The organism is Gordonia otitidis, assembly GCF_020735545.1.
GTDB classification, from domain to species: Bacteria; Actinomycetota; Actinomycetes; order Mycobacteriales; family Mycobacteriaceae; genus Gordonia; species Gordonia otitidis.
In genome coordinates this window covers 4,643,779-4,658,637 of record NZ_CP085974.1, presented here as the reverse complement: position 1 = coordinate 4,658,637, position 14,859 = coordinate 4,643,779, and the positions used below count along the sequence as shown (strand labels likewise).

At 64.4% G+C, this 14,859-nt stretch carries 11 protein-coding genes; 2 read left to right on the top strand and 9 right to left on the bottom strand.

Annotation, left to right across the window (positions count from 1 at the left end; genetic code table 11):
• Nucleotides 1–1,278, bottom strand: coding sequence for a lipase family alpha/beta hydrolase (locus LK459_RS21235; protein WP_227920604.1), 1,278 nt, complete (start codon nucleotides 1,276–1,278; stop codon nucleotides 1–3).
• A 68-nt stretch (nucleotides 1,279–1,346) separates the two neighbouring features.
• A complete protein-coding gene (locus LK459_RS21230; RefSeq protein ID WP_227920603.1) occupies nucleotides 1,347–2,432 on the bottom strand; it encodes a hypothetical protein in 1,086 nt (361 codons plus the stop codon).
• Between LK459_RS21230 and LK459_RS21225 the strand changes: the two genes are divergently transcribed.
• The gene (locus LK459_RS21225) at nucleotides 2,431–2,841 is read left to right on the top strand and encodes a TetR-like C-terminal domain-containing protein (RefSeq protein WP_227920601.1); all 411 of its coding nucleotides are present in this window, start codon (nucleotides 2,431–2,433) and stop codon (nucleotides 2,839–2,841) included. The two genes, LK459_RS21230 and LK459_RS21225, sit on opposite strands and share 2 nt — an antisense overlap.
• Before the next feature lie 26 nt (nucleotides 2,842–2,867).
• Here the strand turns inward: LK459_RS21225 and LK459_RS21220 are convergent, their stop codons facing one another.
• The 3 genes from LK459_RS21220 to LK459_RS21210 all read right to left on the bottom strand — a co-directional run bounded on the left by LK459_RS21220 (nucleotide 2,868) and on the right by LK459_RS21210 (nucleotide 8,502).
• Entirely contained in the window at nucleotides 2,868–5,471 is a 2,604-nt protein-coding gene (locus LK459_RS21220; RefSeq protein WP_227920599.1) for a LuxR C-terminal-related transcriptional regulator, read from the bottom strand.
• A gap of 48 nt (nucleotides 5,472–5,519) precedes the next feature.
• A complete protein-coding gene (locus LK459_RS21215; RefSeq protein ID WP_227920597.1) occupies nucleotides 5,520–6,623 on the bottom strand; it encodes a catalase family protein in 1,104 nt (367 codons plus the stop codon).
• A gap of 76 nt (nucleotides 6,624–6,699) precedes the next feature.
• Nucleotides 6,700–8,502: a peroxidase family protein gene (locus tag LK459_RS21210; RefSeq protein ID WP_227920596.1), complete on the bottom strand. Its 1,803-nt coding sequence runs from the start codon at nucleotides 8,500–8,502 to the stop codon at nucleotides 6,700–6,702.
• A 302-nt stretch (nucleotides 8,503–8,804) separates the two neighbouring features.
• Here LK459_RS21210 and LK459_RS21205 point away from each other — a divergent pair, with 302 nt between their 5' ends.
• Nucleotides 8,805–9,548, top strand: a complete 744-nt coding sequence (locus LK459_RS21205; RefSeq protein ID WP_227920594.1) for a hypothetical protein — start codon at nucleotides 8,805–8,807, stop codon at nucleotides 9,546–9,548.
• Between the two features lie 25 nt (nucleotides 9,549–9,573).
• On the opposite strand, the gene LK459_RS21200 is transcribed toward LK459_RS21205, so the two are convergent.
• The 4 genes from LK459_RS21200 to LK459_RS21185 all read right to left on the bottom strand — a co-directional run bounded on the left by LK459_RS21200 (nucleotide 9,574) and on the right by LK459_RS21185 (nucleotide 14,609).
• Nucleotides 9,574–10,107 carry an FKBP-type peptidyl-prolyl cis-trans isomerase gene (locus tag LK459_RS21200; protein WP_227923930.1) on the bottom strand — a complete coding sequence of 178 codons (534 nt, stop codon included), beginning with the start codon at nucleotides 10,105–10,107 and terminating at the stop codon, nucleotides 9,574–9,576.
• Nucleotides 10,108–10,224: 117 nt separating this feature from the next.
• Complete coding sequence (phoA, locus tag LK459_RS21195) at nucleotides 10,225–11,727, bottom strand: alkaline phosphatase (RefSeq protein ID WP_039993721.1); 1,503 nt, start codon at nucleotides 11,725–11,727, stop codon at nucleotides 10,225–10,227.
• A 125-nt stretch (nucleotides 11,728–11,852) separates the two neighbouring features.
• Nucleotides 11,853–12,206, bottom strand: coding sequence for a VOC family protein (locus LK459_RS21190; RefSeq protein ID WP_007237941.1), 354 nt, complete (start codon nucleotides 12,204–12,206; stop codon nucleotides 11,853–11,855).
• 165 nt (nucleotides 12,207–12,371) lie between these two features.
• The gene (locus LK459_RS21185; protein WP_007237942.1) at nucleotides 12,372–14,609 is read right to left on the bottom strand and encodes an NADP-dependent isocitrate dehydrogenase; all 2,238 of its coding nucleotides are present in this window, start codon (nucleotides 14,607–14,609) and stop codon (nucleotides 12,372–12,374) included.
• Between the last annotated feature and the right edge of the window lie 250 nt (nucleotides 14,610–14,859).

The following is a 14,859-nucleotide window of genomic DNA, read 5'->3' as shown; positions in this document are numbered from 1 at the left end:
TCAGGCGATCCGCGTGTTCGCTGCGTTTTGGGCGCCGCGTCCCGGCGGCAACGCGAGCCTCGGACGCAGGTGCTCACGCAACCAGCGGTAGACGTCGTCGTTGTTGAGCAACGTGAAATGATTGGCGCCGCCCAGATGAAGACCGTGGTCGATGCTGAATCCGACTCTGCGGGAGCGACTCTCGCCACGTCCACTCGGCGTCAGAACCAATCCGTCGCCGATCAACCTGCTTACCGGATGATTCGGGTTGCGGGTGAGCGATGCGGTGACGAACAGGTGCCGTGCCCGAGGAAGCAGAGGTATCGCCGCGGCGGGTTGCTGGCGGAAGGCATCCGGATCCCGCCCGCTCCAATCGTCGTCGGTCAGGCTTCCGTGGAACAGATCGCGAACGCCTGCGCTTCGTCGGGCGAGCAGATTCCCGAGCGGCGAGGTCACCGATGCAGATCTCAGTATCCCGGTGGCCATGTGCACCGTCCGGGCCAGTGGGGCACCGTAGTGCGGTGTGCCCAGGGCCACGGTGTCGGTGACCACTTCACACCAGTACGCACCTTCGGCACTCGCTGCATGACACGCACTGCGGATCACCAACCCTCCCATCGAGTGCCCGACCAACGTCACACGCGTGGCAGGCACCGGCCATTGGAGGACGAGCGCCTCGAGCAGTGCCGCAAGTTCTCGGCCGTTGTCACTGATGTGTCGGCCGGTGTTGAAGCGCACGCGTACCTCGGTCGCTCCGATGTCCGCGGTGAGTCGACGACCGTAGCTCGGACGCTCGCCTCTGTCCCATGCGAACTCGGACTCCATGAGGCCGTGGAGGAACACGACTACGTGACCCGTCGCCCCGGGAAAGGCCGCTCGGAGCGATTCCGTCCTCACCGGAACCGGCGCGCCGTCGACCCGGACCGACATCGTCTGCGCAAGCGATGACCGCTCTTCGGCGAGGGAATCGCCGATCAGCCCATCGAGCACTCCGAGCACGGACGCGCCTCGCGCGCTCTGCGACGGCGCGCGTCGCGGTTCCGGAAGCGCCGCACCGACGTTGGCGATCGCCTCGAAAAGCGACGACACGGTCCCGTAGGTCGCATGTGTCACGGTGTCATGCAGCAGGTGCGCCGATCGACTCGACGTCCCACCGACCCGATCGGATACCGCGAACAGACAGTCGGAGACCGCATGGTGCAGCTTGGCGACGCCACGAGTGGCAGCGGCGAGTTCTCTCAGCCCGAGCTGTGTTAGTGCCGCCACCTCGCGCGGAGCGGCGTCGTCAACGCTAGTCACGGACTCCAGAGTACAAGTGTTCACCCAAAATGGCAGCGAACATGTCACATCGCCGTCGTCGCCAACCGTCAGGCGTCGACGCTCTCCCGATAACCGAACTCGACAACGTCGACATCCGCGACATGCTTGCGTCGCTCGCGCATCAGGCCCAGTCCGTAGAGGACGATGCCGCCGACCAGCCAGCAGAACAGCACGATCAGCGGTCGAGCGATCGCGTTACCGTCGAAGAAGACGACATTGCGCAGAAGTGAACCAGTCGCCCCGGGCGGCAGATGCTGACCGACGGCCCCCCAGGGTGTCGGCAGCATCTCGGGTGCACTCGAGAGCCCGGAAAGCGGGTTACCCAGCAGGATCAGCGCGATGGCTGCGAGGACGAGACCGGCACCACCGAGCGCCTCGCGAAGCCCGAGAACCGCGAAACAGGTTGCCGCGATGCCGAGCATGCCTGCGAGCGAGGTCAGCCAGTAGTTTCCGTCGAACGTGCCGACCGCGAATTGCAGAATCGCTATCAGGACGAAGCCACCCACCACCGACACGCCGAGTGCCGCGAGGATGCGCCCACCCGCAGATGGGATGACCAGCATGATCACCATTGCACTGATCCACCCACCGAGCGCAAGCGGTAGTGCCCCAGCCGCAAGACCCGCCCCGTGCGAATCCTTCGCGGGGAAACTGCGGACGTCGACGACGCGGTGCCCGATGTGAGTCGCATCGGCGACGCGCTGTCCCAGCGTCTCGATCATCGTTGCCACCGTTGGACTCGCGGCAGTGGCGACCAGCACCGTGAGTTCCGATCCAGGGGAAACGACGAGTGCGCCGTATACCTCGCGCGACTCGATGGCGTCATGTGCGACGGATTCGTCGGCGTAGCTCGTCACGTCGAATGACTCGCCCATGAGATGACCGATCTCATCGGCAGCCTGCGCTGACCCGACCACCCCGATCGGGATGTGATGCGGTGCGGACCTCGCTGCGGGCAGAGCGAACATCGTGACCATCACCGACAGCAGCACCGCCGTGCCGATGACGACGGCGATCACCTTGACGCCGACAGGCGGCCCCGTTCTGGCCGAGGTGTCGAGCGTCGCGGCCGCGGCGGGAACCAGCAAGACCGTGCTGTATCGACGGTGGGACACCAAGGTCGAGATGGTCATGTCGGCGATGGTCGACGTCGCCAGAGAAGTCCTCTCGGTCCCGGACACCGGATCACTGTCGACCGACCTCTACACCATCCTGGTCCGCATGCGGGCGCGGTTGACCGAGATCGGTTCGGAGACGATCCGATCGCTCCTCGCCGATCTGCCTGTCGGGTCCACCGATGCGCTGCTGCGGCTCATCACCAGCCACGTCGACGATGTGATGGCTCCAACCTTCGAGCGCGCACGCGAACGAGGAGAGCTGGGACCGGGTGCACTTGCGCCGCGCGCGGCGGCACTGCCCTTCGACCTCGCACGACACGAGTTCTTCATCACCGGCACCATGTCGGATGACTCGATCGACGAGATCATCTCGATCTGCGTGATTTCCCTGTGGACGACACTGACAAATGCTGCCACCACATGACTCCAGGGCGTCCCGCGGTCATGACATCATCCGCCGAATGACTCGTTGACGACGTGGGAGAGCGACTCGCGGTCGGCGACGTCGAGCTTGATACACGCCCGATAGATGTGACCTTCGACCGTGCGCACGGACACGGTCAGTCGCTCGGCGATCTCACGATTGGTCAGGCCCCGTCCGATGAGCACCGCGATCTCGCGTTCACGCGCGGTGATCGGCAACGGTCGCGCCGTCGCTCGAATCGCGGGTGTTGTCGCACCGTCGCACCTCTTCGACAGCGCGAGGACTCTGGCCGAGTACGCGGTCGCATCGCCGCGTCGACCGGCGCTCTCGTACGACTTCGCCGCCTGAGCGGCCGCGTCTGCAGCAGAAAGAAGCAAGCCCGCTTTCTCGAATTCGTCTGACGCCAAAGCCAACTCATCCGGATCACCCGCAGCGAACGCCTCGGCATGGCGCACGTAGACGGGACCCAGATCCCCTTGTAGGAGTGGCGCGAGCTCGAGGAGTCGCGCCACCGTGGTTTTGTCGCCGAAGCGTGTCGCGTGGTGCAGGGCCTCCGCCTCGAGCGCGTGCTGGCCCGAGTCGCGCGCGATCTGTGCGGCATGATGGGCGTGCTCGATCGCGGTGCGTTCTGCGCCCTGCGCCGCGGCGATCCACGCTCGCGCAAGGACGCGTTGCGACTCGTGCAGCGCCAGGTGTGCGCCCCGGTGTTCGTCCGCGTCGCGGAGGACGCGTTCGGCGTTGTCGACGTCGTTGAGCGCAGCATAGGCGCGCACCAGGATCAACCGTCCCGGCAGACGCCAGGGGAGTGGCTGTTTGGCGTTGAGCGCGGCAAGTGCCTGCTCGAACTCGCTGATCGCCTCGCGAAACGACCCACTGTAGGTTGCGGCCACTCCGGCCATGATCTTGGCGATCGCCCACCCGAGGAACTGACCAGACGACGAGAACTGTGTGTACTCGTCGGCGCGCGCCCGAGCTTCTGCGAGATCACCCACCATCGTGAGCGCCAAAACGTCGCAGTAGCGGACCATGACGCTGATCATTCCGTCGGTCGCCTTCTGCTTCGCACGTGTACGTTCGGCATACGGCGCGTAGTCACGTCCCCGGCCTGCGATCGGCATGGCCAGACCGGCACCGAACGCGGCGAAGTCGATCGCCTGCGACGGCGCGTTGGGACTCTCCAGGACATGCTCGGCGAGTGCGATCCCCTCCTCGATGCGGTTCTCGTGCACGGCCATTGCGGCGGCGACCGCGTCGACGACGAGACGCAACGTCGGGTGCTGGACCTTCTCGTTGAGGAGGTCGAGCATGCGGTGGCTCTCCTCGACGTCGCCGAGCATCCAGAAAATCAGGCTCATCCGCGAGACCGCCCAGACCACGAGCTCGAACTCGTTGAACGATTCGGGATCGAACTCGGTGAACACGGCGTCGGCCTCGACGATGCGGCCCTGCCACATGATCGCTCGGGACAGTAGTTCGCCCGCCGTGAGGCTGCCGTCGTGTTCGTAGGCGATGCGCGCGAGGCGCTCCCCGAGCGGGAGGTTCGCCAGGAAGATCGCATCCTTGGCCGCCGCGATCAGGAGGTCGGTGTCGACCTCGCGGTCTGCGTCTACACACAGTTGGGCGAGGCGTATCCGGTCGGCAGCGGTGTCAGGCGAGTGGTCGCGCAGTTCGTCGACGAGCTGCGCGCGAAGCCGCCGAGCCGCGATCGTGCTGATGCGGCGACGGACGACGTCGCCGTAGAGCGGATGGCTGAATCGGACGTTGGTCGTGTCGCCGTCGCGGGTCGTCCTGATCAGTCCGGAGGTCTCGGCGTCGTCGACCGGCTCCTCACCGACCATGCGGGTGAGAAGGTCGATGTCCATCGGCTCGTACAGGGACAGCACCTTGAGTGCGTCGATGACCAGGGGCCCCGCCCGATCGAGACGGTCGTCCAACAACGCCACCAGGCCCGATGGCACAGCGGTCGGTCCGCGGAGTTGCCACACCCCGGAGACCTCCGACAGCGCACCTGAATCGACCGCCCCCTCGACCATGTTGCGGAGGAACAGCGGATTACCGCCAGACGAGTCCCAGATGACGTCGGCACTCAGGCCCTCCAGCGACCCGCCGAGGACCATCTCGACCAGCGATGCACACTGCTCCCTGGTGAGATTCTCCAGTTCGAGGCGATGCAGGTATCCGTCCTTCCACAGCGACGTCACCGCATCGGGCACCGACTCACCCGTGCGCACCGTTGCGATGATGCGGGCGCTGCGATCCATCGCGATCTGGTGCAGCAGCGTCGCCGAGAGTTGATCGAGCATGTGGGCGTCGTCGATCCCGATGACCGTACCCGGTTCGGCGAGCAACGTCTCGCGAGCAGACACCAGTGCCGCGATCGGGTCGCGGGATGCGGTGAGAGTGACCCAGGGGGCAAAGGCGCCGAGTGGGATCGCCCGCGACGAATCCGTGCACGCCGCCCACCGGATGCTTCGGCCGAGTGTGTCGGTGACCATGCGGGCGAGCGTCGTCTTGCCAACGCCGGCCGGCCCGACGAGCACCACGCCGCAACGCCCCCCCGATCGGAGAAGCGCGGAACGAATGAACTGCTGTTCGGTGGGCCGGCCGAGAAGTTGCCACCGCCCTTCCATGGTTGGGAATTATAGAACGACGAAGAAACGAACGAGCGCCAAAAGATCTCAGTCGGGTAAATCCGCAACCGAGCTCGGCTCGCTCATCGGTGCATTGTTCTTCTGATGCCGGAATCTGCTCGACGCGTCGTACACCTCACGCTTGAGTCTGTTGATGGATCCGAGAGGCGTGTGGGCCTTGAGCCCCCGCCAGGAATTGAACGACAGTACGTCGTCGCCGTACGCGCGTCGCGCCGGCGTGTAGGGGTTCTGACGGGGAAACCGTATCGTGGCGACGGTCCGATGAGGAGACTCGTCCTCCGGCCACGCGGTCTTCGCATTCTCCAGCGGCATCCGATCGATATTCGTGCACAGTTGCACGCGCAATTCGTATTCCGCGGCGTGCACATCAAAGAAGTCGACGGTCATGTCCTGCAAAGCGTTGACGCCGCGGTAATCGGGAGTCGGCTGTCCCGCGAGTGCGCGAACCTCGGGCGACGACGGTGCGTACAGCATCTTTGCGACGTACCTGCCGTACCGCAGCGGCGCCGACGTGTAGAAGGTCTCGCCGAGAATGTGAGTGTTCTCCTTGATGAAGACCTTGAGGGTCTCCGGCAGCGGGTGCCCGATCTTGGTCAGCAGCCGATCGTCGACGAAGGCCAACCCCTTCTCGGCGATGGCGAGCACGGGGTCGGAGACCCGCGCGAGCGCCCAGGCGGTCATCATCCCCTTCGTCGAATACTCCTGCGCATCCGCGAACAGAAACTCACGATGCGTCACCATGATGAAATCCTGGGTGGTCGCGGTGTCGCCGGGGAGTGCCCTGTCACCTGGATCGACACCGATGACCTTGATGCCCAGGCCACGGACACCTCTCATCTGGTCCGTGCGGATCGCTCCGGACGTACTCGACAGACGCGCGATGACCGGATAGGTGCGTGGCTGCGCGAACAATCCCTGGGCGAGTTCCTCCGGCAGGTTCGCGTGTACCTCCAGTTCACCCCGCAGTATGGCGTGACTTTTCGCGTGAGCGTCTCGAATCGCGCGCTTGTACTTGGCATACGAGTGCTCGTTGTTTGCGTGCAGGGTCTGCACGATCCTCGCCACCGCCTTGGCCTCGTCCGGCGGCGCGTTCTCCATATCCGGGGTGAACAGCACGTACTCGGGGCTCATCCCAGTCCTCTCGGTGAGTCAGGTGGCAGCGATGTTTCGGCTTTGGTCTCTTGGCAGGCGATCTGTCGGCCGATGATCAGGTAGCGGGCCAGGGCGCGAACGGGTTCGCGATCTTGGTGAGCAGCGGGGTGAGTGTGGGGAAGTGGCGCAGCAGGACCGTGCGCATCGAGTTGTCCCGAATCCATGCCATGCCGGCCTCGGTGTAGAAGTCAGCGGTGAAGTCCGTCGTGAGGAATCGATCGGCGGCGATCCTGCGTGAGGCCATCAGGATGAAGACGCGAAAAGCGGTGTCCGAGAAGCCGAAACCTCGAGGTTTGCGTTCGGCGTACAACCCGACCATCAGATCGACATCGTCGACGGTGCTGTAGATCCGTTCCAGTTGCGCCGCCCACTCGGGTCTGTCGGTGAGATCGGCGAAGCTCCGTGCCGGGGCGAGCCGGAAATGTCGGCGGAACTCGTTGTAGCGGGGGACACCTCGTTCTCTGCTGCGCAACACGTCGACGGTGGCGAGGTCGATCGGTTCGCCCGACCGACGGGCAAGGTCCCGTAGCGCCGCCGGGAAGTTCTGCAATGTGAGGGCACCCGGATGGGCACGGCCGAACGAGTACAACAGATCCGCCATCGACGATTCGGCCATCCGGGTGTGCACATGGTCGACGAGCAGCTCCGCGAGGGCGTGCGTGCGCCTCGTCTGTCCGGTGGCGACGCTGCGCACCTCGAGCTCGTCGGGTAGCAGGGGATGCATGCGGTAGACGGAAATGAACTCTTCGGTCAGCGAGAACGGCACCCCGTTGAGTTCCGTACGCCCGCCCGGAATCCCGAAGAGGATCTCGCTGTCGACGAGTCGGCCGAAGCGAGTGGTGAATTTCTCGCCGAGCAGTCCGAACCAGTTCGCGCGCATACCGGTGACGGTCGTTGGGTGGGCGATGATCGCCGGAGTCCAGTCGATCGTGTGAATCTTGGCCATCAGCGCTGAATTGACCAGTCGTGCAATGTCGTACAGACGCTGCTGGTCGTCGGCCAGCTCTGGCTGCGCTGCGGTGAGTCGTCGGCAGATCGTGTTGTGTTCTCGTAAGAACAACGACTGCATCAGTGCCAGTCCCAGCCATGAGTTCGCCTGAGGGCCGGTCGGATCCAGCAACTGCTCGGCGGCGAGCGTGGGTAATCCGTCGTCGGCGAGTTCGATCGTGGCGAGCAGATTGCCCTGCGCGTCGGTGTCGCGGATTGCGCGGGCGTACTCCTCTGTGTCTCCGTAGATCTGAGAGGCGTCCCACCAATGGGTGTCCCGGTTGGCAAAGGTCGGTGGCACGTCGGTGGGCCCGTCAAGCGCAGGCGTGTGCGGAATCTGCATCGGCCTGGCGTGTGGCCACGGGTCGTCGGGCTCGAGGTCGACCAGCCACGGCTCGGGATCCACCGGGGTCAGGTGGCTCACCCAATCGTGCACCTGGAACTGGATCCACGCGGCCGCGAGAAGGTTCAGGGTCGACGCCGGTTGGAACTCGGTGCGGGCGAGGAGCTTCTCGCTGATCACCCGTGGGCTCGGTTCACGTGCGCGGTCCTCGGTCTCCGGCCACGTCGCGTCGATGGGCACGTTACGCCCGAAACGAGCACCCACCGAACCCATGTCGGGTCGCTCGAGGTTGTCGAACCGACCGTCGATCGTGCGGCCCGGATGATCGGACGGGTTCAGTGGCGGATCGAGCGGAGCGACGGGGTCGGGGTCGGTGTCGAAGAGGTTCAGTGCCCGTAGCTGGCTGCGAATCCCGACCAATACCGCCAGCGCCAGTGGTTTCGGGAGCCGCGACCACCCGAACAGCCTGTCGGCGTTCTCCGCGGCCGAAGCCAGAACTCGTTCAACGGTAGTTCTCTGATCGACCACCTAGTCCTCTTCCGCTCGCCCGCGTGACTGCCGCTACAGATCGTTTGGGCACACCGACCGTGTCGCGATGAGTATCCCCGAGATCGACCTGCTGCCGCATGCGTACCGGGCTACCTCATAGCGCGGGTGGTGCTTTCGAGTAGCCGGGTACTCGTGAAAGCACCACGCGGTTCACAAAGACTGGAAGCCCAGTCGGTACGCGTTCAGGCACGCAGTCCCGGCACGCGCTTTCAGCAGGGCGCACCGGATCGGACAAGCGCAGGATGTCATGCGCACGGAAGAAAGAAAGCGACAGGTGATTCGTGATCGTCCCGATCAGCATCACACTCAACATCGACACGGGGATCGACGACATCGTCGACGCCCTCGACTGTCGGATCGACAACGCGAAGCAGCGTCGATTCTGGTTCGCGGAGGCACGCCACGCATCGGCCGACACGCCCACCCCGCTGTACGACAGCAGGGTGGTGATCCGATTGCGGTCGGGAGCCCGGGACGACCTGACAGTCACGATGCTTCCCGAGAGCTGTGATCGGCTTACCGGCGATTGGGCCGCGCCCTTCGACCGGGACGACCTCGAATACCGGATCTCCGAGCGGTGGTGCGGCGGCAGTCGGCAATTGACAGCGTCGGCACGCACTCACCATCCCGCAGGCGCCATGGTGGCAGCGATACGCGATGGCGCCGACCCCACCCACCTCCTCGATATGTCACAGCGCCGATTCCTCGTGGCATGCGCGACCTCCGGGACTCCGATCGATCACCTCGTGATCCGCGGTCCGATCACGTCACATGTCTGGGACACGGCGCTTCCCGAGAACCGTCGCGTCCGTGTGGAGCGGTGGCTGACCGACGGGCTCGACGTCCTCGGGATCACCACACGTGTGGAACTGCGGCCGGGCGATGCCTCGTACGACCTCACCGCGCGAGCGGTGGACGCCGCTGGAGAGCTTCGCGACGGACTGTCCGGACTCGAGGGTCAGACCAGTGCGCTGGCCAGCAGGACCGCCTTGGCACTCAGGGTGCTGTCCGGCGCGACGACGTGACCAGCAGAGTCTTCCGTCGACGAAGTCACCCGTCGACCGAAACGATCGTCAACTCGAAGACCAGGGTGTCGCCCTTGTCGATCCCGGCCGCCGGATTGCCGTCCGGATATCCGTCCGCGGGGTTCATTGCCACGGCCACCGAGGAGCCGACTTTCTGGCCGGCGATCGCCTTCTTGAACCCGACCACGACCTGATCCAGCGAGAACTGTACGGGTGTACCAGCGGTGTAGCTGCTGTCGAACGTCTTCCCATCCCGACCGTTGACGCCGACATAACACACGCTAACGGTCGCGGTGTCGGCGACGACCGGCCCTGAGCCCTCTCGCAGGGTGTGGACCTCGGTGTCGGTCACGGCGAACGGAGTCGTCACCTTCACCGCCGGTGCGGTCGACGACGTCGAGGCGACGACGTCGACGCTCCCCGTGGTTCCGCGTAGGGTCCACTCGGGCTGTGCCGATGCGGCCGGCGACGCCGTCGGACAGCTCGCCGCGGCAGCGGATGTCGGCGACGACTGGGCTGAACCCGAATCGGAGTCCGACCCGCACGCAGCGAGTCCGATGGTCAATGAGGCAGCGGCGACAGGTAGCAACAGGCGTCGGATGTTCACTCGCGTCACGCTACCGAATCGGTTGTCGATCCCACGCCCGGCCTCCGCCGGGCGTGGACGACGCACCGACTAGGACGAAGGAAGTCCCAGCGCCCGGGAGATGGTGAAGAACAGATCCGTCTGGTCGGTCAGCCCGACGACGTTCGCTGCGCTCGGGCCGTACGCGGCGACTCTCAACTGCGTACCGGTGTGTCCCTGATCCATGGCATCGAGATTGTCCGACGTCCCGTAAGACACCGTGAGTGGCTGACCGTCTTTGGTCGTCAGTACACGCGTCAGCCCGGGGTAGAGCGCGTCCCTTTCCACCTGGACGGGGAGCTTCGCGTCGTCGGCGGCCTCCTGGACGTCCTCGGCGGTCATCGTCTCGACGATCTGACTGCTGTGCGCGTGATCGGCGGTCACGATGACCAGCGTGTCGCGGTTGTCCTTGGCGTAGTCGAGCGCCACCTTCGTGGCCTCGTCGAGGTCCACAGTCTCACCGATCTGACCGCACGGATTGGCTGCGTGATCCTGCTTGTCGATCGACGCACCCTCCACCTGCAGGAAGAATCCTTTGTCGTTGCCCTTGAGCAGGTCGATCGATTTCTTGGTCATGTCCGCGAGCTTCGGTGTCGACGCACCGCGTTCTGGGTTGTCGGTGCAGGTCGCGGCGGGTTCGAGGTAGCCACCCTTGGTCGCGACGGGCCCGTTCCAGCGGACCGGCATGTTGCCGTCGGCGAACAATCCCAGCACTGGGGAGTCCTGGTTTGCAGCCGTGACACCGTTCAGCTCGTCGGCGCTGCGAACCATCTGATAGCCACGTTCCTTTGCCTGCACCTCGAGTGTTTTGCCCCGGTACTGCCCCGCGGTGGCGGTCTGCTGGAATGTCTTCGCACCGCCGCCGAGGACCAGATCTGCACGGGTCGCGAGGAGTTGCTCGGTGATCGACCCCTTCCCGCCCTTGTCCAGCGCATCGTCCGGACACTTCTCGGCTGTCTCCTCGGGTCCGTAGCACTTGCGATTGCTGACGTGGGCGACCTGCACCGCTGGTGTCGCGTCCTGGATCTCCGCGGTGGTCACATCACCGGTCGCCTTACCCGCCTTCTTGGCGAGCTCGAGCAGCGTCTGCTGCGGGGCTCCCTCGATGTCGACCGAGATCGCACCGTTGTAGGTCTTGGTGCCCGTCGACCATGCCGAACCGCTCGCGGCCGAATCGGTCACGTAGGTGGGCTTTCCGTCCTTGTCGATCGAGTAGTGCGTGTACTGACCGGTCAGGGGAAGCGCGTCAAGACCGCTGAAGGTACCGCCTGCGCCCTGTGCGTAGTCGCGGGCGACGGTGATCTCCGAGTCGCCCATTCCGTCGCCGATCAGCAGGATGACGTTCTTCGCGCCCGAGTTGCGGATGGAATCGGCAATGAGCGATCCGCGGTCGTCACCTGCCCTGGTCGCACCTCCATGTTCTGAAAGCGTGCCCTTGGCAACGGGATCCAGCAGCGGCCCGGCCGTGTCGTCGTCGCTGCCACCACTGCACGCCGCCATCACTGTCGTCGCACACACCACAGCGGTGACCGCCATGTACCGATGTCGTCGCATCCGCATTCTCCCCATATCCGTCGATTTCCTGAACTCGGACATGGTCGTTGCGTTATGTGAACGAAAGTTGTCGTGAAGACGACATCGGTGCAGCCACCCGACCACGAGTCGGGTGGCTGCACTCGTCAGCGCGGAAGCGGGCTGTAGAACACCAGGCCGTTGCCCTTGTTGTCATATACGACGGCACGACGCTCGTGCGCGTCATCGTAGGGTCCCTTGATGATCGCGCCGCCGCTTTCCTCGACCGCTTTTGCGTCGCCGTCGACGTCGTCGGTCTTGATCCCGACGACCACCTTGCCGGGAATCGGGTGGTCGACGTCGGTCGCGAGGGCTAGCGTCAGGGAGCCGCCGTCGAGCGCGGCGAAGTGCGCCCCGTCGCGGAATTTGAGCGCCATCCCCAACGTGTCGCTGTAGAACCTGATCGACTCGTCGAGATCGTCGGTGGACAGAACGATCATGCGCACATCGTGGTCACTCACGTGGGCCTCCTTTGGCCGGATCCTGGTTCACCCCGGTGAACTCCAACGGATTTCACGCTAGTGCACCGCTGACGTCAGCGAATGGGACTTCCGGACCAGATATGCCACGCGGCTCCCGACCAGGCAGGGTCGGGAGCCGCGTGCAGGGGTCGGCGTTTGGGCGGGTCAGCCGCGAACCGACTCGAGTGCCTCGTTGAACGTCTTGCTCGGCCGCATGACCGACGCGAGCTTCTCCGAGTCGGGTGCGTAGTAACCGCCGATGTCGACGGCTTCGCCTTGCGCCTTGTTCAGCTCGGCCACGATCGCATCCTCGTTCTCGGCGAGCGTCTTCGCCAGCGGCGCGAAGTGCTTCGCCAATTCCTCGTCGTCGGTCTGTTTGGCCAGCTCTTGCGCCCAGTACATCGCGAGATAGAACTGGCTGCCCCGGTTGTCGAGTTCGCCCGTGTTGCGCGACGGACCCTTGTTGTTCTCGAGCAGTCGTCCCGTTGCGGCGTCGAGTGTCTTGGCGAGCACCTCAGCCTTGGGGTTGTCGTTCTTCTTGCCCAGATCCTCGAGGCTGACCGCGAGCGCCAGGAACTCACCGAGTGAATCCCACCGGAGGTGATTCTCCTCGAGGAGCTGCTTGACGTGCTTCGGGGCAGAACCGCCCGCTCCGGTCTCGTACAGACCACCGCCTGCCATCAACGGGACGATCGACAGCATCTTGGCGCTGGTACCGAGCTCGAGGATCGGGAACAGGTCGGTCAGGTAGTCGCGCAGGATGTTGCCGGTGGCCGAGATCGTGTCGAGGCCGCGAATCAGGCGTTCCATCGTGTAGCGGATGGCACGCACCTGCGACATGATCTGGATGTCGAGGCCCTCGGTGTCGTGATCCTTCAGGTACGTGTTGACCTTGGTGATCAGCTCGTTCTCGTGGGGACGGTAGGGGTCGAGCCAGAAAACCACCGGCATGCCCGACTCACGCGCACGCGTCACGGCCAGCTTCACCCAGTCGCGAATCGGGGCGTCGCGCACGATGCACATGCGCCAGATATCGCCCTCCTCGACGTTCTGCGACAGCAGGATCTCCCCGGTCTCGAGGTCGACGAAGTTCGCGACACCGTCGGCCGGGATCTCGAAGGTCTTGTCGTGCGAGCCGTACTCCTCGGCCTTCTGGGCCATCAGTCCGACGTTGGGCACGGTGCCCATCGTCGTCGGATCGAACTGCCCATTGGTCTTACAGAAGTTGACCATCTCCTGATAGATCCGCGAGAACGTCGATTCCGGGTTGACCGCCTTGGTGTCCTTGGGCCGACCATCGGCGCCATACATCTTGCCGCCGGCGCGGATCATCGCGGGCATCGACGCATCGACGATCACATCGCTGGGGGAGTGGAAGTTGGAGATGCCGCGAGCGGAGTCGACCATGGCGAGCTCCGGCCGGTGCTCGTGGCACTTGTGCAGGTCGTCGACGATCTCTTCCTTCTTCGACGCCGGCAGCGATTCGATCTTGGCGTACAGATCCGAGAGCCCGTTGTTGACGTTCACGCCGAGTTCGTCGAACAGGTCGCCGTGCTTGGCGAACGCCTCCTTGTAGAAGGTGCGCACGGCGTGACCGAATACGATCGGGTGGCTGACCCGCATCATCGTCGCCTTGACGTGCAGCGAGAACATGACGCCCGTCTTGTAGGCGTCCTCCATCTCCTTCTCGTAGAACTCGATCAGCGCCTTCTTGCTCATGTACATGCTGTCGACGACGTCGCCGTCGAGAAGCTTGACCTCGGGCTTGAGGACGATGGACTCACCGTCGGTGGTGACCAGTTCCATCTTGACCCTGCGATCTCCCTGCACGGTCATCGACTTCTCGCCGTGATAGAAGTCGCCTTCACGCATGTGCGCGACGTGGGTTCGCGATGCCATCGACCACTCACCCATCGAATGCGGATGCTTCTGTGCGTACTCTTTGACCGCCCTGGGTGCTCGACGATCCGAATTGCCCTCACGCAGAACAGGATTGACAGCACTACCGAGACACTTCGTGTATCGGTCGCGGATCTCCTTCTCTTCGTCGGTCTTCGGATTGCCCGGATAGTCGGGAATGGCGTATCCCTTGGACTGCAGCTCCTTGATCGCAGCGAGCAACTGCGGTACCGAGGCGCTGATGTTGGGAAGCTTGATGATGTTGGTGTCCGGGTCCTGGGTGAGACGTCCCAGTTCACCGAGGTGGTCGCCGACCTTCTGTTCGTCGGTCAGATAGTCGGGGAATTCGGACAGGATGCGCGACGCAACGGAGATGTCGGAAGTCTCGACGTTGATGTCGGCGGAGTCGGCGAACGCCCGGATAACGGGCAGAAAGGCGTAGGTCGCCAGCATCGGCGCCTCGTCGGTCAGGGTGTAGATGATGGTCGGTTGCTTGTCGCTCATAACCTGCCTTCGCTCTCGATTCCGGTCGCCCGACACAATTGGGTCGTGTGTCACAACCGCTGGCCACGCGCGGGTGTGCGCGTCCAGCGTCAACCCTATTCCGTCCGTGAAACCCGCGCCGCATGTGCTCTCGAAATGAGCTGCGTCGCGGCTCGCACGCTGGGTGTCCTCGGTCACCTGATGCCGCCATCGACGCACGATCAGCTCATGGCAAACTCGACCGAGGTCCGTGAACGAGGTGCAACCGTGA